19 protein-coding genes are annotated in these 18,089 nt (G+C 71.0%); 10 read left to right on the plus strand and 9 right to left on the minus strand.

Annotated elements, in window-relative coordinates; translation table 11 throughout:
- The first annotated feature begins 417 nt into the window (after window positions 1–417).
- The 3 genes from NYZ98_RS37105 to NYZ98_RS37115 all read left to right on the plus strand — a co-directional run bounded on the left by NYZ98_RS37105 (window position 418) and on the right by NYZ98_RS37115 (window position 1,356).
- Window positions 418–612, plus strand: coding sequence for a DUF433 domain-containing protein (locus NYZ98_RS37105; protein ID WP_262849292.1), 195 nt, complete (start codon window positions 418–420; stop codon window positions 610–612).
- Window positions 613–819: 207 nt separating this feature from the next.
- Window positions 820–1,110: a DUF6247 family protein gene (locus NYZ98_RS37110; RefSeq protein WP_262849294.1), complete on the plus strand. Its 291-nt coding sequence runs from the start codon at window positions 820–822 to the stop codon at window positions 1,108–1,110.
- Entirely contained in the window at window positions 1,111–1,356 is a 246-nt protein-coding gene (locus tag NYZ98_RS37115) for a hypothetical protein (protein ID WP_262849295.1), read from the plus strand. It abuts the gene before it with no gap.
- Between the two features lie 177 nt (window positions 1,357–1,533).
- On the opposite strand, the gene NYZ98_RS37120 is transcribed toward NYZ98_RS37115, so the two are convergent.
- A complete protein-coding gene (locus tag NYZ98_RS37120; protein WP_262849297.1) occupies window positions 1,534–2,331 on the minus strand; it encodes a hypothetical protein in 798 nt (265 codons plus the stop codon).
- 63 nt (window positions 2,332–2,394) lie between these two features.
- Window positions 2,395–2,922: an AAA family ATPase gene (locus tag NYZ98_RS37125; protein WP_262849299.1), complete on the minus strand. Its 528-nt coding sequence runs from the start codon at window positions 2,920–2,922 to the stop codon at window positions 2,395–2,397.
- A 319-nt stretch (window positions 2,923–3,241) separates the two neighbouring features.
- On the opposite strand from NYZ98_RS37125, the gene NYZ98_RS37130 reads away from it, so the two are divergent.
- From NYZ98_RS37130 to NYZ98_RS37140, 3 genes are all read left to right on the plus strand, one after another.
- Window positions 3,242–4,237, plus strand: a complete 996-nt coding sequence (locus tag NYZ98_RS37130) for a copper resistance protein CopC (RefSeq protein WP_262849302.1) — start codon at window positions 3,242–3,244, stop codon at window positions 4,235–4,237.
- A gap of 120 nt (window positions 4,238–4,357) precedes the next feature.
- Complete coding sequence (locus tag NYZ98_RS37135) at window positions 4,358–4,735, plus strand: cupredoxin domain-containing protein (RefSeq protein ID WP_262849304.1); 378 nt, start codon at window positions 4,358–4,360, stop codon at window positions 4,733–4,735.
- Window positions 4,736–4,914: 179 nt separating this feature from the next.
- The gene (locus tag NYZ98_RS37140) at window positions 4,915–6,066 is read left to right on the plus strand and encodes a hypothetical protein (RefSeq protein WP_262849305.1); all 1,152 of its coding nucleotides are present in this window, start codon (window positions 4,915–4,917) and stop codon (window positions 6,064–6,066) included.
- A gap of 95 nt (window positions 6,067–6,161) precedes the next feature.
- Here the strand turns inward: NYZ98_RS37140 and NYZ98_RS37145 are convergent, their stop codons facing one another.
- The 3 genes from NYZ98_RS37145 to NYZ98_RS37155 form a co-directional block, all read right to left on the minus strand.
- Window positions 6,162–6,764, minus strand: coding sequence for a TetR/AcrR family transcriptional regulator (locus NYZ98_RS37145; RefSeq protein ID WP_262849307.1), 603 nt, complete (start codon window positions 6,762–6,764; stop codon window positions 6,162–6,164).
- Window positions 6,765–6,779: 15 nt separating this feature from the next.
- Window positions 6,780–7,658 (minus strand): oxidoreductase, encoded by an 879-nt coding sequence (locus NYZ98_RS37150; RefSeq protein WP_262849309.1) that lies wholly within the window; start codon window positions 7,656–7,658, stop codon window positions 6,780–6,782.
- 192 nt (window positions 7,659–7,850) lie between these two features.
- Window positions 7,851–10,073 (minus strand): molybdopterin-dependent oxidoreductase, encoded by a 2,223-nt coding sequence (locus NYZ98_RS37155; RefSeq protein WP_262849312.1) that lies wholly within the window; start codon window positions 10,071–10,073, stop codon window positions 7,851–7,853.
- A gap of 345 nt (window positions 10,074–10,418) precedes the next feature.
- Here NYZ98_RS37155 and NYZ98_RS37160 point away from each other — a divergent pair, with 345 nt between their 5' ends.
- From NYZ98_RS37160 to NYZ98_RS37170, 3 genes are all read left to right on the plus strand, one after another.
- Window positions 10,419–10,712, plus strand: coding sequence for a hypothetical protein (locus NYZ98_RS37160; RefSeq protein ID WP_262849314.1), 294 nt, complete (start codon window positions 10,419–10,421; stop codon window positions 10,710–10,712).
- A 182-nt stretch (window positions 10,713–10,894) separates the two neighbouring features.
- On the plus strand, window positions 10,895–11,860 hold the full coding sequence (locus tag NYZ98_RS37165; RefSeq protein ID WP_262849317.1) for a GlxA family transcriptional regulator: 966 nt from the start codon (window positions 10,895–10,897) through the stop codon (window positions 11,858–11,860).
- Between the two features lie 44 nt (window positions 11,861–11,904).
- Window positions 11,905–12,528 carry a DJ-1/PfpI family protein gene (locus NYZ98_RS37170; protein WP_316249644.1) on the plus strand — a complete coding sequence of 208 codons (624 nt, stop codon included), beginning with the start codon at window positions 11,905–11,907 and terminating at the stop codon, window positions 12,526–12,528.
- A gap of 87 nt (window positions 12,529–12,615) precedes the next feature.
- Here NYZ98_RS37170 and NYZ98_RS37175 read toward each other — a convergent pair whose 3' ends face one another.
- The 4 genes from NYZ98_RS37175 to NYZ98_RS37190 form a co-directional block, all read right to left on the minus strand.
- Window positions 12,616–13,314, minus strand: a complete 699-nt coding sequence (locus NYZ98_RS37175; RefSeq protein ID WP_262849319.1) for an HNH endonuclease family protein — start codon at window positions 13,312–13,314, stop codon at window positions 12,616–12,618.
- 96 nt (window positions 13,315–13,410) lie between these two features.
- Window positions 13,411–14,220 (minus strand): alpha/beta fold hydrolase, encoded by an 810-nt coding sequence (locus tag NYZ98_RS37180; RefSeq protein ID WP_262849323.1) that lies wholly within the window; start codon window positions 14,218–14,220, stop codon window positions 13,411–13,413.
- 120 nt (window positions 14,221–14,340) lie between these two features.
- The gene (locus NYZ98_RS37185; RefSeq protein WP_262849325.1) at window positions 14,341–15,150 is read right to left on the minus strand and encodes a polysaccharide deacetylase family protein; all 810 of its coding nucleotides are present in this window, start codon (window positions 15,148–15,150) and stop codon (window positions 14,341–14,343) included.
- 132 nt (window positions 15,151–15,282) lie between these two features.
- A complete protein-coding gene (locus NYZ98_RS37190; protein ID WP_262849328.1) occupies window positions 15,283–16,071 on the minus strand; it encodes a CPBP family intramembrane glutamic endopeptidase in 789 nt (262 codons plus the stop codon).
- Window positions 16,072–16,179: 108 nt separating this feature from the next.
- On the opposite strand from NYZ98_RS37190, the gene NYZ98_RS37195 reads away from it, so the two are divergent.
- Complete coding sequence (locus NYZ98_RS37195) at window positions 16,180–18,084, plus strand: protein kinase domain-containing protein (protein WP_262849330.1); 1,905 nt, start codon at window positions 16,180–16,182, stop codon at window positions 18,082–18,084.
- Window positions 18,085–18,089: the final 5 nt, after the last annotated feature.

Consider the following 18,089-nt stretch of genomic DNA (forward strand, 5'->3'; position numbering starts at 1 on the left):
ATCAATCTTCGTACCCGGACCGGTTCTGCCACCGCGCCTCCTCGCACCGATCGGACCTGTACACAACATCCAATCGGCACCGCGGGCTACACGCGAACCCGGTGATCGTTTCCGGTCGCAGCACTAGTCGAAGTCACCGACGAGGGCGCCCGAACCATGCCCGGCGTCCCCGCGAACTCGGACGGCGACCTCCCCACCTCCGGCCGTGGAGTCCACCTGATCCGAACCCTCTCCACCCGCTGGGGCTTCACCGAACAGAACCATCGCTGCACCGTATGGTTCGCCCTGCCCATGCCCGACGACGCGAATGCACCCGACACGCCCTCCACCACAGCGCCGTCACCGCCCACCCATCCAACCGGCGCACATGGTGGTCCGCACGAGCCAGGTCCGCTCCGGCCACACGAGAATGTGACCGTGGATCCGGCGATCCGTGGCGGAGTGCCGGTGATCACTGGAACCCGGATTCCTTATGCAGAGGTCGCGGCTCTGCTGCTGGACGGCGTGCTTCCTGAACGGATCCGCGACTACTACCCAAACGTAACGGCCGTGGCCGCGATGGACGCGGCCGAATTCATCGATCACATCGACGGTGGCGAACCTTGCGCCTGAAAGAACCGAGCACTGTTTCACTTGACCAGACCAGCGTCCTTCCTCGGCCTGGGGGCATGGATCTCCGCGACCGGCGCCACATGGGTCTCGTCTCTTCCTCATTCTGTAACTCCCAGCCTTGTCAGCTGGGCTCGGTAGGCTCTGTGATGGGGAGAGGGGACCAACATGACAGCGCAGCCACAGGACTTCACACCAGCCGGCCCGTCCATGCCGGAGAAGAACCTGCGAGCCATCCGCGCCGCCCTGGTCATACGCCAGGACCGCGAGGCGTTCGACGCTGGGCTCAAGGCGGTCCTCGATGAGGTGCGGGTGAGTCTGGATCTCGGAGCCCTGAACGATTTCGTTCACCGCTGGTGGATCTCCGCGTGCGACACGGTGAAAGACCCCGGAGGACGCCGCCAGATGCACGTAAGGGCCGAGCAGATCCTTACCGGCGAGCCGGTCCCCCAGGGAAGGCCATGGCGAGAGATCCTCGCCGCTCGCGGAGTCGAGCTGTAGGTGTACCTACTCGTACTCGACCCGGTCGCCGAGGACCAGATCGCCGCGGTTCCCGAAGAGGCCCTGCGTCCGCTCGCCGAACTGTTCACGCTGCTGGAGACCGCGCCGTGGAGTGGCCGACCGTATGACCCGGCCAACCCTAAAGCCAACAAGCTCACCCACACTTTTGGCGAGCGTGGTCTCGCGACCTACGTGGTGATGGAGGAACAACGCGAGGTGTATCTCATCCGCGTCGAGTGGCCATGATCCACGTCTCAAATGCGTGCCGGACAGGCGGGGCTTTGATGCGACCGGCATAGGACCGTACCGACGGCTGACCTTCGCCTCCGTCGCCTGGTCGGCCGTAATTCCGGGGGTCCACCTCGAATCAGCCGCCCGCACCGACCTGGCCGGGCCTTGCGAGCGGCTGTCCTCGTCGTTTGGCTAGTGGTATTTGTACAGTCTGGTGGCGGCGCGGTGGTTGTGGTCGAAGAGTGAGGCGCGGTATTTGCTCACGGGGAGGTCGCCGTGTTCGGCCTTTCCGCAGGTGTTGTAGCCGGCCAGTTGGTGGATCTCGTAGCGGGCCGTCGGGTCGCCGCCGACGAAGTATTCGGCGCGTGCCTGGTGGCCGTCGGCGCCGGTGTCGCAGGCGAAGACGACCGTGTCCTTGTCGGCGAAGCACATGGTGGCGGCGCCCTTGGTCGACGTGCAGACCTCGGACCGTGCCCGCGCCGCGGACGGGGTGACATGGGTTTCCCGTTTGACGGGGTACTTGGTGTCGCTGCGGACCGTCTTCCACCGGCCGAACTTGATCCGGTGGTTCCCCTTGTAGACCGCCGCCCTGAACGTCACGGTCGTACCGATTTCGCGGTCGCCCCGGATCCCGCCCTGGCCGCCGAGGTTGTGGATGACGTATTTCGTGCCCAGATAGCCGTTCAGGTAGAACTCGACCGTGGCGTGGAACCGGTCGGACTCGGTGTCCTCGATCGAGATCCCCGGCCGGTCGCTCCCGTCCGGGCCGACGCACGCAGCCGCGCCCCGGATGCGGGCGCACGTGGGCTTGTCTTCGGCGGTGGCGGTGACGGTGGGCGCCGCCGCTGTGGCGAGCGCGGCGGGGGAGGCGTCGCCGAAGGCGGGGGTCGACGCGGTCACGGCGAGGGCGGGTGTCGAGGTCAGGACCATCGTGGCAGCGGCTACCGCGGTCACGGAGATCAGGACCCATCCTGGGATTCTCTGCTCCATGTTCCTTAGATGCCGGTCGGCCCGAATATGTTGGCCCCGAAATCAACCTCGACGCACGCCCCGTCAGGCGCTTGGCGTGACGGCTTTGAGCCATCGGTCGGCGGCCTTGGGGGAGGGGAGGCGGATCAGGTGGAGGTGGGCGTGCGCGGGGTCGGCCAGGCGGCGGCGCATCTCGGCGCGGCGGGGGCGGTACTCGGCCCATGCCGACCACAGGGGGTGGTCCCGGCCGAACCACTCCCGGGCGGTCTCGACGTTGCCGTTGAAGATCTGCTCGCGGCGTGTGGTGCGGAGCAGTGAGCGCCAGAGGAGCCTGCGGGTCACCAATGTGAACGAGAAGTCCAGCCAGACCACGGTGTCGGCGCACGACCACAGGCGGTCGCGGACCCGGCGGTCGCCCCAGGAGTCGAAGATCCACGCCTCCGACTCGGAGAGACGGACGACGTCGGCCAGGTATTCGGGCCGTTCACGCCATCCGGACAGGAAGGCGAGTTCGTCCAGCTGGTGGAAGGGCAGCCCGGTCGCCTGGGCCAGCCGCCGGGCCATGGTGGTCTTCCCGGCGCCCGTGATGCCCGCCACCAGCACTCGCCTCATCGGCCGATGCTATCCGCCCTGCGCAGACCGTCCCTGTGCCGGCCTGCGCCATGGTGGGAGCGCTCTCCCGAGGTGGGGGTGAGGGTTGACGGGCTGGTGGCTTCCTGGGAACAATGTGGCGCAGTAGCTACTCGCGCGACACCGGTCGGCACACCGGCGAGCGTGGTGGTGTTCCCGCTCGTCCTTCTTTGGCTCTTTAGTTCACCTATATGACGTGGTCGGCGCACGTGTCCGGTACCTGAGAGGATCGACCCTGCGCTCGTCCCGACGCACCCCGTTCCGCCCCGTCCCCGCTCCGGCCGCGATGGTGAGTGGCGCCGTGCGATGGTCAAGCCGACTGCTCCTGCTGGTACTCCTCGGTGGTCTCGCGATGACCGCCGTCGCCACGCCCGCGTCGGCGCACGGGCAGCTCGCCCTGTCGACGCCCGCCGCGGGGAGCACGGTGAACGAGCCGATGGAGTCGCTCGCGCTCTACTTCACCGAGCAGCCCACCCCCAACGCGTACTTCACCGTCAGCACGCCCAGCGGCAAGCGGGTCGACCGGCACTGGTCGCCGGGTGAGCCGAAGCGCCTGGACAAACCGGTCCAGGAGTACCACCTGGTCGACGGCACGTGGGAACCCCGGCTGTACCACCTCGGGTACCCCGCGAAGGTCCCGGTCGCGTACTGGCCTGAGCAGGGCGTTTACGTCGCCCGGTACCAGACGATCGCCTCCGACGGCGAGCCGGTGCGGGGCGAGGTCCGGTTCACGTACAAGGGGAAGATGTCGGCGCCGCCCAAGGGATGGCACGCGCCGACCGACAAGCCGGACCCGGCGCTGGCGGCGGACCATGCCGCAGGTCCCGTGACCGCCCAGCCGTCGCCGGGGAGCACTCCTGGCGCGACCGGGCCGCAGGTCGCGGGCCCCACGGCCGCTCCCCTGCCGGGCGCCACGACCACGGCGCCGAACGGCACCGGCACTGTGCCTGAGACGGGTAGCGGCACGGTTCCTGAGACCGGTGGCGGTACCGTGCCCGAGACGGGGGGATCGGGCGGTGCTGGGCAGAGTCCGCCGGGTACGGCGGCGCCGGCCGGGTCCGAGAGTGGTGTGCTGGTGTGGGTGGTGCCGGCCGTCCTGGTCGCCGGGGTGGGCTTCATGGTGATCCGGGCCGCGCGCAGGCCGCCGGCCACTGACGCCCCTGGTAGCAAGCCCGCCGCCGCGCGGCCGGGCAAGCCGTCCGGCAGGTCGGGGAACCCATCGGCGCGAGCGGGGAAGCCGCCGGCGAAGGCCGCCCCGCGCAAGGAACCGCGCCCCAAACCGGCCAAGCGACGCTGACCCGCCCCCACGCCGCGCATTACTCCAAGTGACCCGCCCTCGCCGTCCCCACTCCAAATCACCCTCCCCTGCTTCCTCTCACCCACCCCCGCGCCGTCGCCCGCTCCAGGAGAACGCCCCATGACGTCCGCCCCCGCCCGCCGCCGTTCGTTTTTCGCGGCTCTCGTTTTCGGGGTGGTCCTGCTCATGGCCACCGCCTGTGGCACGTCGAGCGCGTCGGCGCCGGGCGCCGCGGGCGTCAAGGACATCGCGGTGACCATCACCGGCCGTGACGTGTCGCCGCCGCCGGGACGGGTGGAGGTCGCCAAGGGTCAGACGGTACGGATCACGGTGACCGGCGACGTCGCCGACGTCACGCACGTGCACGGGTACGACAAGAAGGTCAACCTGCTGCCGCACCTGCCGGTGAAGATCGAGTTCGTCGCCGACCAGACCGGCCTGTTCGAGGTCGAGACCCACGGCACGGGCCTGCAGCTCTGCCAGCTCCTGGTGCGCTGATGGGTTGGGGGGTCGGGGTGCTCGCGCATGGGATCGGGGGGCGGCAGGATTTGCCCATTCCGTTCGCGGGGGCGTTGGCGGGGGCGGTCGTGGCGTTGGTGGTGTCGTTCGGGGCGCTTGGAGCGTTGTGGACCGAGCCTCGGCTGGGGGGTGCGCTTCAGCGTGTTCGGCCGCTGTCCGTGGTGGTGCAGCAGGCGGTGTCGGCGTCGGCGTGGCGGTGGGTCTGGCGGGTCGCCGGGCTGGTCGCGGCGGCGTACTTCTGTCTGGGGCTGATTTTCGGGCCCGATCAGGTTGAGAACCCCACCGCGGGTGTGGTGTACGTCCTGTTCTGGGTGGGACTGCTGCCGCTCTCGCTGCTGTTCGGCCCGGTGTGGCGCACGCTCAACCCGCTGCGGACGGTTCACCTGCTGGCGTGCATGGCCCTGCGGCGCGACGCCGAGACCGGCCTCCGGCCGTTGCCGCCCGGCCTGGGGTACTGGCCCGCCGCCGCCGGCATCCTTTCCTTCGTCTGGCTGGAGCTCGTCGCCCCCGAACGGACCACCCTGCCCGTCATCACCGTCTGGCTCGTGGCCTATGTCGTGATCATGATGGCCGGGGCGGTGGTCTTCGGGTCGCGCTGGTTCGACAAGGGGGACGCGTTCGAGGCCTACAGCGATCTGGCCGGCCGGCTCTCTCCCCTGGTGCGGCGCCGGGACGGCGTCGTGGCCTGGCGCAATTCGCTGGACGGGATGGCGGGGCTGCGCCCGGCGCCGGGGCTGACGGTCCTGGTGGTGGTGCTGCTCGGGTCCACCATGTACGACAGCCTGTCCAACGCCCCGGTCTGGGTGCGGTTCGTGCAGGAGAGCCCGGTGCCGGCGCCCGTGATGGGGACGACGGGCCTGCTCACGGTCATCGGCGTGGTGCTCGCCGCCTACCTCGGCGCGACGACGCTGGCCGGGCGCTGGGGGGCGGCCGAACCGGGAACGACGCCGGGCGAGCTGGCCCACGCGGTCGTGCCGATCGCCGTCGGGTACATGGTCGCCCACTACTACACGCTGCTCCTGCTCGAAGGGCAGCGGACGGTCTCCCTGCTCTCCGACCCGCTCGTGATCGGTGCGAACTGGCTGGGCACCGCGGGCTGGAAGGTCAGCGCGGCCGGTACGACCCCCGCCGGGATCGCGATGCTGCAGGTGACGGTCATCGTCATCGGCCACCTGGTCGGCACGGTGCTCGCGCACGACCGCGCGCTGGTGTTGTTCCCCCGGCGTACCGCCGTGGTCGGGCAGATCCCTCTGCTCTTGCTGATGGTGGCCTATACCGTCGTGGGCTTGCTTCTCATGTTCGCCGCCTGAGCCCGCCTGAGCCCGCCTGAGCCCGCCTGAGCCCGCCTGAGCCCGCCTGAGCCGTACGAGCCGCCTGAGTCCCCGGCTCGCCGTGGGCCAGGGGGTCAGGAGGACCAGGTGTGGATGAGGGGCAGCAGGACGCGGTCGACGCTGTGGGTGGTGAAGGCGTCGTCGAGGGGGCGGCCGGTGAAGAAGACGCGCCGGTAGGCGAGGGCCTCGGCCACCGGGAGGATTTCGGCCGGATCCACGGGCGAGGGCAGGTCGCCTCGCTCGCGGGCCCGGTCGAGCAGGATGCTCACGCCGCTCAGGTCCTGGCTGGGCAGGTGCGCCCGCAGCGTGTTCGCGAGTTCGAGATCCGACAGCAAGGTGGGGAGCAGCCCGACGATCAGGTCGTGCTTGCGTTCGAGCGCCCGGCAGAACGCGGCGAAGACGGCCACCAGGTCACCGCGAAGCGTGCCGGTGTCGGGCGGTTCGGCGGTGTCGGGGTCGAAGCGCCTGCAGATGACGTCGACGACGAGCTCGGACTTGCCCGACCACCGGCGGTAGATCGTGGCCTTGCTCGCGCCGGCCCGCCGCGCGATCTCGTCGACGGACATCCGGTCGTACCCGAGCTCGGCGAGCAGCTCGAGGGTGGCGTCGATGATGGCCCGTTCGCGGTCCTGGCTGAGCCGCCGGGGCCTGAGCGCCTGGTCGTCCTCAGCGCCCATTCGTTCTGCCTCCTGTTACACGCGCTGCTTGAACTCCTCGAATCGTACGCCGGTGAGGTCGGCGGACAGTTCCCAGAGCCGCCGGGCGTCCGCCTCGTCGCGGGCACGGGCGGACATCTTCAGCTTCTTCAGCTTCGGTCCGATGAAGTCGCCCGGCTGGATGTCCGGCGAGGTCGCCGCGTACAGGGAGGGTTCCGCGCCCTGCTCGGCCGTGTACGCGAACAGGCCGGTGATCGCGCGCACCGGGCCGGTGAGCACTCCCATCTGGAGGAAGTTGGTGGCCGTCATGCCGGGATGCGACGCCACGCTGAGCAGGTCCGCCCCGGCGGCGCGGGCACGCCGTCCGAGCTCCAGGGTGAACAGCAGGTTGGCCAGCTTGGAGCGGGCGTAGGCGGACATCCGTCCGTAGCCCTTCTCCAGGGTCAGGTCATCGAAGTCGATCTTCCCCAGGTTGTGGGCGTCGCTGGAGACGGTGACGACGCGGGCCCCCGGCCTGGCCAGGAGCAGCGGGAGCAGCAGCCCGGTCAGCGCGAAGTGCCCGAAGTGGTTGGTGCCGAGCTGGGTCTCGAACCCGTCGGCCGTGAAGCCGCGCGGGATGAGGCCGATTCCGGCGTTGTTGACGAGCAGGTCGAGCCCGCCGAGGCGGCCGGTCAGGCCTGCGGCGAAGGCGCGGACGGACGACAGGTCGGCCAGGTCGAGCGAGGCGAGCTCGACCTGGGCGCCCGGGGCGCGTTCGAGGACCTGCCGCACGGCCGCCTCGCCTTTGGCCCGGTCGCGGCTGGTCAGGATGACGTGCGCTCCGTGGGCGGCCAGCCTGGCCGCGGTGGGCAGGCCGATTCCGCTGTTCCCTCCGGTGACCACGGCGGTGGACCCGGACAGGTCGGGGATCTTCATTTCAGTCTCCTAGTGTACGACACCGTTTCGTACACCACGATAACCCACACTCGCGGGCAATGCGCGGACATGAGGAACGGCCACCCCGGCGTGCGGGAGTGGCCGTTCCCCGGCGACTGAAGGCCGGGCCGATCAGGCGGATGTCGAGCCGGCCAGGCGGAGATCGGGCCGATCAGGCAGAGGCGGGGGCGGTCAGGCGGAGGCCGGGGCGGGGATGCGGCCGTCGATCGGCGTGTCGCCCAGGATGTCGATGGGGCTGACCGTGACCGGTACGCCGTTGAAGACGGCGTTGCCGGACGGGACGTCGATCACCGACTCGTCGGTCAGCGCGTTCGCGTTGACGCCCGCCTCCACCGACGCGAGCCGCTGCGGGGTGCCCGCGTGCCCCCACCCGTGGGGCAGGCTCACGACCCCCGGCATGATCATGTCGGTGGGTTCGACCGGCACGACCAGCTCGCCGTTGGCCGAGCGGACGACCACCTCGTCGCCGAGCCCGAGCCGGGTCACGTCGTCCGGGTGGATGTGCAGGGTGCACTGGTTGGACCCGCCGCGCAGGGTGGGCACGTTGTGCAGCCAGCTGTTCAGGGAGCGAAGCTGGCGGCGCCCGATCAGCACCATCTCCGGCGCCGGCGTGGCCAGCCGTTCGAGCATCCGGCCGGTCTCCTCGGCCATCCCCGGCGGGGCCAGCTCCACCTTGCCCGAGGCCGTGGACAGCAGCTCGGCCAGCCTGGGCCCGAGCGGGCCGAGGTCGATGCCGTGCGGGTTCTCCCGCAGCTTGGCCAGCGACAGGCCGTACGGGCCCATCCTGAGCATGGCGTCCAGCATGAGTTCGGGTCCGCTGTCGCCCTCGAGTGAGGCCCGCAGCTCGGCCACGTCCATGCCCTCGACCGGCGAGCCCGGCATGCTGGTGCCCCCGGCGAGCATGCCGCCGAGCATCATCTCGTCGACCGCGGAGGGGTCGGCGTCCGGCCCCTGCCCCTGGGCGATCAGCATGAGCCTGCCCATGATCGCGGCCTCGGACGGCTGCCCCGGCTCCAGCTCCCGGATGGCCGGGGAGTACCGGGTGTAGTTCCGCACCGTGACGGTCAGCAGCAGGAAGTCGTAGTGCGGCATCTGCAGGATCCGCGGCGGCGGCAGGATGACGTGGGCGTACTGCGTGGTCTCGTTGAGGTAGGGGTCGACGCAGACCATGAACTCCAGGTCGGCGAGGGCCCGCGCCAGCCGGGGCCCGCCCGGCGCCGACAGCACCGGGTTGCCCGCCACCGACACCAGCGCCCTGACCTGGCCCTCTCCGGGGGTCTCGATCTCGTCGGCGAGCGTGGCCACCGGGAACTCCCCGAGCGACTCCGGCAGCCCTCGTACGCGGCTGTGCCAGTGCCCGGTGGCGTACGGCTCGTGCCAGGGGCCGATCCCGCCCGCGGCGATCCGGGTGAACATGACCCCGCCGGGCCGGTCGAGGTTCCCGGTCAGGGTGTTGATCACGTCGACCAGCCACTGCGCGGCCGTACCGAACTCGACGGTGCAGGCGCCGATGCGGGAGTAGACGGCGGCGGTGGGGGCCGCGGCCAGCTCACGCGCCAGCCGGACGATCTTCTCGGCGGGCACCCCGCAGATCGGGGACACGGCTTCGGGGGCGAAGTCCTCGGCCAGCCGCCGCAGGTCCTCGACGCCCTCCACGTCGACGCCGATCGCGGTGAGGTTCTCCGCCAGCAGGGTGTGCACGATGCCGTACAGCAGGAAGGCGTCGGTGCCCGGCCTGATGAACAGGTGCTCGTCGGCGAGGTCGGCGGTGCGTGTGCGGCGCGGGTCGACGACCACGAGTCTGCCGCCGCGCTTGCGCAGGTCCTTGAGGCGGGCCGGGAAGTTCGGGGCGGCGCACAGCGAGCCGTTGGACTCCACGGGGTTGGCGCCGAGCACAAGCAGGTAGTCGGTGCGGTCCAGGTCGGGCACCGGGATGGCCATCGGGTTGCCGAACATCAGGCCGCAGGACACGTGCTTCGGCATCTGGTCGATGGTGCTGGCGGAGTAGATGTTGCGGGTGCCGAGCGCCTGGCCCAGCGGCCCCCGGTACAGGGGTCCGGCCATGGTGTGGAAGGTGGGGTTGCCGAAGTAGGCGGCGAGGCTCTCGCGCCCGTGGGTGTCGATGACCTTGTTCAGGCCCTCGTCGACGACCCGGAACGCCTCGTCCCAGGAGACCTCGTGCCACTCGCCGTCCCTGCGGACCATGGGGACGCGCAGCCGGTCAGGGTCGGCGTCGAGGTGGCCGAGGCTGGCGCCCTTGGGGCAGATGTACCCCTTGGAGAACGGGTCCTCCGGGTCGCCCTTGACCGACGTGACCTGCCCGGCGTCGTCGAGGGTGAGCCGCAGGCCGCAGACGGCGTCACAAAGGGGGCAGGTCCGGTGCACGGTTCTCATCGGCACTCCTGAGATCGTCGATTGGACTCATCATGAGCAGGTACCGGAGACAAGGGGAACCCCAGGAAATCCGGTTCTAGGGGTTGATCCGCGGCCGAAAACCCGTCTCGCCTTACGGGACCGGAAGCTCATACGTGACCAAATTTCGTTTTCGTCCCGTACCGTGGGAGACCGGGGGTTTCCGACGTGACATCGCGGGCAGTGCGGACTGGTTCGTGCCGGCCGATCAACCGTCCGAAAAGGGATGTGTTCGTCCGCCATAGGACGCCTGCTCGGGCGTCGTGGGGTGGGGGCGGCCGTCTCGGCCGATGACGATGCGTTTTGGACCACGGGAAGAAGGTCGTGATGACGTACGAGGTCAGCGAAGGCAAGGCCGCGGCACGGGAGCTGGCGGCGCGGCTGCCCGGATGGTCGGTCTGGTACGGCCAGCACACCGGGCGCTTCTGGGCCATGCCCCGGAGCGTGGCGCAGGGTGGCGGACGGCTCGTCGAGGGGGAGACGCCCGAGCAGCTTGAGGACGCGGTGCGACGCCTCGCGGGCGGGCCCCGGCAGGGCGAGCAGCCGCAGGACGCTCCGCGCGCCGACCAGACGCAGATGGACGCGCAGTACCGCCGCGAACCGGTGGGCACCAGGAACTGACCGACCTCGGCGGGCGCCTCAGGCAGCGCTCGGCGGGCGCCCCGGGTCACGCTCGGCGGGCGCCTCACGCCACGCCGCACCGGGGCGACTTTACGTGAGTTAGCTGTTCAACCGCTTGCATGGCTGAAATCGTCATAACTGTGTCATTGCAGCCATGACCAGCACTTCGAGAGCATGGACGCATGGCAGAGCGCCGCGTCGTGTTCGTCGTCTTCCCTGACTTCCAGATCCTCGACCTGACCGGACCTCACGAGGTCTTCACGCAGGTCGGACGGCTGACGCCCGGCTACCTGATCCAGACGGTGGCGGCGGCCCCCGGCACCGTCACGGCACGCGGGGGGCTCACCGTCACCCCCACGATGGTGATCGACGAGTGCGAGGGGCCCGTCGACACCCTCATCGCGGTCGGCGGGCGGGGGACGACCGCCGCCCGCGACGACGCCCGCCTGATGGACTGGCTGGCCTCGGCCGCGCGGCGCTCGCGGCGCGTCGCGTCGGTGTGCACCGGGGCGTTCCTGCTGGCCAGGGCCGGCCTGCTGGACGGGCGCCGGGCCGTGACGCACTGGTCAAGTTGCGACCTGCTGGCCCGCCTCCACCCGGAGGTCACCGTCGATCCCGACCCCATCTTCGTCCGTGACGGCCAGGTGTGGACGTCCGCGGGGGTCACCGCCGGCATGGACATGGCGCTGGCCATGGTCGAGGAGGACCACGGCGCCGACATGGCACGGCGGATCGCGCGGCAGCTCGTCATGTTCGTGCAGCGCCCGGGCGGGCAGGCCCAGTTCAGCACCCAGCTCGCCGCGCAACGGCCCGCGCGGGCGCCGCTGCGCGAGGTACAGGAGTGGATCGCCGAGCACCTGGCGGCGGACCTGACCGTCCCCGTGCTCGCGGCCCGCGCCGGGATGAGCGAACGCAACTTCGCGCGCGTCTTCACCGCGCAGGCCGGGCTGACGCCCGCCGCCTACGTGGAGTCCGCCCGCGTCGAGGCCGCGCAGCGGCTGCTGGAGACCACCGACACCACAGTGGACGCCATCGCGCGGGCCTGCGGGTTCGGCACGGTGCAGACCATGCACCGCTGTTTCAAACGGGCCCTCCGGGTCACCCCGGGGCAGTACCGGGGCCATTTCAGCGCGCACGGCCCCGGCTGACGCCGGCCGCGCGACACGGCCACACCCACTGGAAGGAACCCATCATGCGTATCGTCATCCCGCTGTACGAGGGATTCACCGCGCTGGACGTGGTCGGGCCGTACGAGGTGCTGCGGATGCTGCCCGGCGCCGAGGTGGTGCTGGCCGCGTCCGCCGAAGGGCCGGTGCGCGACGGCGTGGGCGCGCTTGCCCTCACGGCCGACGCGACGCTGGACGCCATCGAGTCCTGTGACATCCTGCTGGTCCCCGGCGGCCCGGGCTCCAGGAGGCTGGTGTCCGACGAGGGGTTCGCGGCCTGGATCCGGCGGATGGACGCGGGGACCACGTGGACGACGTCGGTCTGCACGGGTTCCCTGCTCCTCGGCGCCGCCGGGCTGCTCCGGGGGCTCCAGGCCACGTCCCACTGGAGTGCCACCGACCTGCTGGAGTCGTTCGGCGCCACCTACACCGCCGAACGCGTCGTGTTCCAGGGCAAGGTGGTGACGGCCGCCGGCGTCTCCTCGGGCATCGACATGGCGCTCGCGCTCGTCGCGCGGATCGCCGATCGGACCACCGCCGAGGCGATCCAGCTCGCCATCGAGTACGACCCGCAACCCCCGTTCGACTCCGGGTCGCTGGCCAAGGCCCCGGAGGCCGCCAGGGAACTCCTCATGTCCGGCCGCGTCTGACCTGCCGCGAGCCACGTCCTGCGGCCTCGGAACCGGCGGTCTCGGAATCCAGGGCCTCGGAACCGGGAGCCGCGCGGCCGGGCGTCGTCAGCGGCACTGGGCGAGCATCGATGCCTTGTCGGCCCTGGTGACGGGCAGGTCGTACTTGACCGCGACCTGCGCGAACCTGGCGACGTACGCGCAGCGGATCCGCCGTACCGGCGGGAGCCAGGACGCCGGCCCCGCGCCGCCCTTGGCCTCGTTGGCCGGGCCGTAGACCGGGATCAGGTTGAGCGGGTCGTTGGCGATGCGGACCCGCTTCGCCTTGGACCACCTCGACGCGCCCATCCGCCACTCGTAGGACAGCGGCACCACGTGGTCGACCTGGACACGGTCCGCGTCGCCCTTGACCCACCGGATCTTCCTGCCGGTGTACGGGTCCTTCAGCGTCATCGCGATGACGACGCATTTCGAGCCGACACGGTACCTCAGGTCCTCGCCGTCGCGGGCCAGCAGGTCGTCCCGGGTGCGGCACCCGTTGCGCGCGTACGGGACGCCTTTGGCGCTGTCGGCCCAGTTCACGCCGAATCGGGTGCGGGTGTAGCCCCGCTTGGAGCCCTGGGCGCCGACCCGGACCTTCCTGATGAGCTTGACCGCGGCGCCCCGGTCCGGGCGGGAGGTGAGCGGGACCAGCCCCGGCTTCGTCCCGTCCGGGTTCTCCAGCGGCTTGGCGCGGGCGACGACCGACGCGGGGGCGTGCGAGACGTCGCGGGCGGCCAGCGAGACGAGCAGCATGGCCCCTGCCACCACGGCGACGGTCCCCCGCGTGCTCAGCGCCGCCTCCCTGGCGAAAACGGGTGAAAGGTCACGATGATGATTTCCATGAACGGCCCATCTGACACCTTACCGGGCGATCACCTCGTGCAGGCGCTCGGCGAACTCCACCGGGTGACCGAGGTAGCCGACGTGGTCGCCGGGGAACTCCTCGACCGTGGCGCCGAGGCGTGCGGCCAGCTCGGTGACGGCCAGGTAGGGCATCTGCCCGCGCGACTCCCGCCCGCCCGCGGGCACGACCGGGGCCGCCCGCAGCGCGGCCACGTCGGGCAGATAGGTGGCGAAGGACCGGACGTCGTAGGCGAAGAAGGGCTCCATGTTGGCCATGACCCTGGCGATCAGAGCCCGCGCCTCCGGTGGCAGCTCCTGGCCCGAGTCGAACTGCGGCTTCTGGCCGAGTTCTTCGGCGAACTTCTTCAGCGCGGGCGTCAGGCCCTCCTGGCGGTAGGTGGCCTGCACGTCCGCGAGGAACGCGTCCCATCGTCCGGCGTCGGGCAGCAGCCGGATGGCGGGCGGCTCGTGCGCGACGAGGGTGCGCACGAGCCCGGGGTGGCGGGTCACCAGTTCGAGCCCGGTCTGCGCGCCGGAGCTGCTGCCGAAGACGTACGCGGGCTCGCCGCCGACCTCCTCCAGCAGCAGGCGCGCGTCCTGCGCGAGCGTCTCGATCGTCAGCACGCCGCGCGGGCCTTCGACCGTGCTGCGGGAGTTGCCCCTCGGGTCGTAGGTCACCACCGTGTAGCGGTCGGCGAGCACTCGTGCCACCTGGGTGTACGCGGTGGCGTCGCTGCCGCCGCCGGGGATGAGCAGCAGCGCCGGGCCCGAGCCCCACACCTCGTGGTAGATGGTCGCGCCGGGCACGTCCAGGGTCGATGTCCTCATGTGAGCCGCCTTCGATCGGGGGTCTTCGCCTGCTGATGTCAATGTAAGTTGACACCTTGGGCGGTGTCAACCAAATTTGACGGTTATGGACGAACGCCCAGCTCAGGAACCCGAGAGCGCTCAGAGGGAGACGAAGGTCAGGCCACGGTCCTTCAGCCGGGGAATCACCATGCGCAGCGCGTTGAGCGTCTCCGAACGGTCGCCGCCGCCGTCGTGGCACAGCAGGATCGCGCCCGGCCCGCACGCCAGCATGCTCTCGGCGATGTGCCGGCTCCCCGGCCGCGACCAGTCGCGCGGGTCGACGTCCCAGTCCACCGGGATCATGCCGTGGGCGTCCGCCGCGCGGACCACGCGGCCGGACCAGGAACCGCCGGGCGCGCGGAAGAACCGCGCGGCCACGCCGGTGGCGTCCTCGATGCGCCGCTGCGCCTCCACGATCTCGGAGGTGATCCGCCGCGCCGACAGCAGGTTGAACGGGATGGGATGGCGCATCGTGTGGTTGCAGAGCTGGTGCCCCGCCCTGACGATGCGCTCCGCCAGCCGGGGGAACCGCTCCACCTGCATGCCGATCAGGGAGAACGTCGCCCGTATCTCGTGCTCCGCGAGCAGGTCGAGCATCCTCGGCGTCCACTCCGGATGGGGGCCGTCGTCGATCGTGAGGGCGATGGCGTTCCCCGGCGCGGCGGGGGCGAGGTCCCGCAGGCTGTGCACGGGCTGGTGGCGGGCCCGGAGCGACGCCGGCGTCCACACGTCCTCGGCGGCACGCCGGACGGCCGCGTGCGGGCGGACCCGGCGTCTCGGACGCGCGACCGGCGCCATGACCGGCACGCGCAGGGTCGGGCGTACGGCGTCGCCCACCAGCAGGGACGCGAGGGTCAACGTGCCCAAAGCCCACAGCGCCCGGCGACGGCCGACCTCGCTCTCCTCCACAGGCTCACGGTATCGACCGGCCCCGCCGATTCGCCGGACCGACAGCAGCCATGACGGTAACCATGCGGTATAAGCGTCTGAAGGGGTCATGGCATGCATGCCCGTATACGTGCCCGCCCGGGATCGGGCGGTTCACGGCAGCCAGGCGACGTGGCCGCGCAGCAGCCCGTAGCCCACGAAGGCGACGGCGTCGATCAGCGTGTGCGCGACGATCAGCGGCATCGCCCGCCCCCACCGCTGGTACAGGCGCCCGAACAGCACGCCCATCGCCAGGTTGCCGACGAAGCCGCCGAAGCCCTGGTACAGGTGGTAGGACCCGCGCAGCAGCGCCGACACCGCGACGGCCGTCCACGGTCTCCAGCCCAGCCGGGCCAGGCGGTGCAGCAGGTAACCGCTGACGATCACCTCTTCGAGCACGGCGTTCTCCAGCGCGGCCAGCAGCAGGACGGGCACGCGCCACCACACGTCGGGAAGCTGGTCAGGGACGACGTTGAGGTTGACCCCGGCGCCGAACGCGAGCAGGTAGAAGGCCAGCCCGGTGCCCCCCACGACGGCCGCGAGGACCGCGCCCCGCAACGCGTCCCGCCCAGGCTCGCGCAGGTCGGCGCCGATCGTGCGCAGCGACTCGCCGGACCGGGCCAGCAGGTAGGCGACCAGCGCCACGGGCGCCACCGTCACCGCGATGCCGACGAGCTGGTAGGTGAGATCCAGCCAGGGGCGTCCTGGCGCCATCGTGCCGACGAGGACGGCGTGCTGGCCCTTCAGCGCCTGCGGCGCGGTCAGCGAGCCGACCAGCGACACCAGGGATCGCAGGGCGCTGGCGCCGAGCGACACCGCGAACACCACGATGATCTCGCTGCCGATGAGCCGCGGGGTGAACGGCCGCGTTTCGACGGATTCCTCCGGCCGGGAGTCACGCATGTGTCGCAGCGTAGACGCGTCCGGGGAACAGGGTGTCATGGAGGTTCGGCACGTCCTATGATCAAAAATGACATCGCAAGCGGGCGAACTCCACATGGAGCGCGGCGAATGACCGAGACAGTTTCCCTCGGCCGATCCGACCCAAGGGAAATCGGAGAGTACACACTTGTAGCGCGCCTCCACGAGGACGACCAGGTCTGCGTGTACCTCGCGGACGACCGGTCGGGCGAGCGGGTCGAGGTCGTGTGGCTGCGCGAGGGCGTCGGCGGCGACGAGGACTCCACCAGGATCACCGAGGCGACCACCAAACTGGCCTCGGTGTCGGTGTCCTCCATCGCGCAGACCATCGCCTCCGGCGTGCAGGACGGCCGGCCGTACGTCGTCGTCGAGCACGTCGAGGGCGTCAGCCTGCGCGCGGCCGTCGAGCGGAGCGGGCCGCAGTCCGGGGCGGCGCTGCACCGGCTGGCCATCTCGACGATGACCGCGCTAGTCGCCCTCCACCAGGCCGGGGTCGCGCACGGCGACCTGCACCCGGGGAACGTGCTGCTCGGACCCGACGGCGTGCGCGTCGCGGGGGCCGCGATGGCGCGGGTGGTGCCGTCAGGCGGCGACATGGCGACCCGCGCGCTGACCTCGCTCGCCTACCTTTCGCCCGAACGGCTCGGCGGGACCGGCGCGGAACCGCCGGGCGACATGTTCGCCTGGGCCGCCACGCTGGTCTTCGCGGCGACCGGGCACGACCCCTTCGAGGGCGGCTCGACGTCGGCCACGATCAACCGCGTGCTCCGGGACCAGCCCGACCTGACGGCGCTGGACGAGCATCTGCGCATGGTGGCGGCCGCCTGCCTGTCCAAGGATCCGGCCGACCGGCCCGAGGCGGCCGACGCCCTGCTCGGGCTGGTCGGGCACACCCTGCTGCCCGTCGGCGTGGACCTGCCCGTCTACACCGAGCCCTCGGCCGCGAACCCCGGGGTGTGGCGCAGGAGGCTGCTGACCGGGGCCGGCGCGGTGCTCATCGCCGTGGCTGGCACGCTCGGCGGCCATTTCGCCGCCGCCCGCTCGGGACAGGCCGCCGCGCCCCCCGCCCCCCGCGTGAGCCCCACCCCCTCGCTCAACCTGACCGCGACCGTGCCCCGGCCCGCCGCTCCCCCGCCGGCCACCACCAAGGTGGCCGCGCCCGGCCTGGACATGACGCTGCACGAGAACCCCGCCGACCCGTGGCGGTTCGCCGCCTACCGCACGTCCAAAGTGAGCTACATGCGGACCCCCGGGACCGCCGAGTTCACCTCCGCGGGGATGGTCTCGGACGACGTGGCGGCCTCGCCCGACGGAATGTGGGTGGCGCTCCTGACCACGACCAAGAAGACCGGCACGGTCACGTTCGTCCCCCGCACCGGAGGCGAGCGGTTCACCGTCGCCGTGCCGCCGTCCGCGTACCGCCCCACCTGGGACCCCCGCGGTACGCGCCTCATGTTCACCCTGCACAGCGGCGAGAAGAAGGTGCCCACGGGCTTCGTGCTCGTCGACGTGGCCGGCCGCTCGGCCGCCGAGGTCGACACCGACGACGAGAAGCGGCGCGGCGAGGGCTACTACGTGTGGCTGCCCGACGGCGCCCACGTCGCCGTGTCCTACCAGACCGAGGACGACGACTACGGCATGCGGTTCCGCGACCTGACCGGGAAGGAGATACGGACCATGGACTGGGTCGGGTACATCGCGGGCCGCCGGTCGTTCTCCCCGTCCGGCAAGCAGTTCACCACCCTGTGCCCGAGCGGTGGCACCCTGTGCGTCTGGGAGGCCGACACCGGCGTCCGCCGCGCCTCGATCGCGATCACCTACGTGGGCTCCGAGTTCTGGGGGTGGTACGACGAGAACCACGTCGTGGTGCTCGACCCCCGCAAGGACCCGTACAAGCTCGTCGTCGTGGACATGCTCGGGCGGCCTGGACGGGTGCTGGCGACGGTGGCCAAGAAGGACTACTCCGACCTGTACATGTCCGTGGCGAAGAGGTGAGCACG

It is taken from the genome of Sphaerisporangium corydalis, assembly GCF_025506355.1.
GTDB lineage: Bacteria > Actinomycetota > Actinomycetes > Streptosporangiales > Streptosporangiaceae > Sphaerisporangium > Sphaerisporangium corydalis.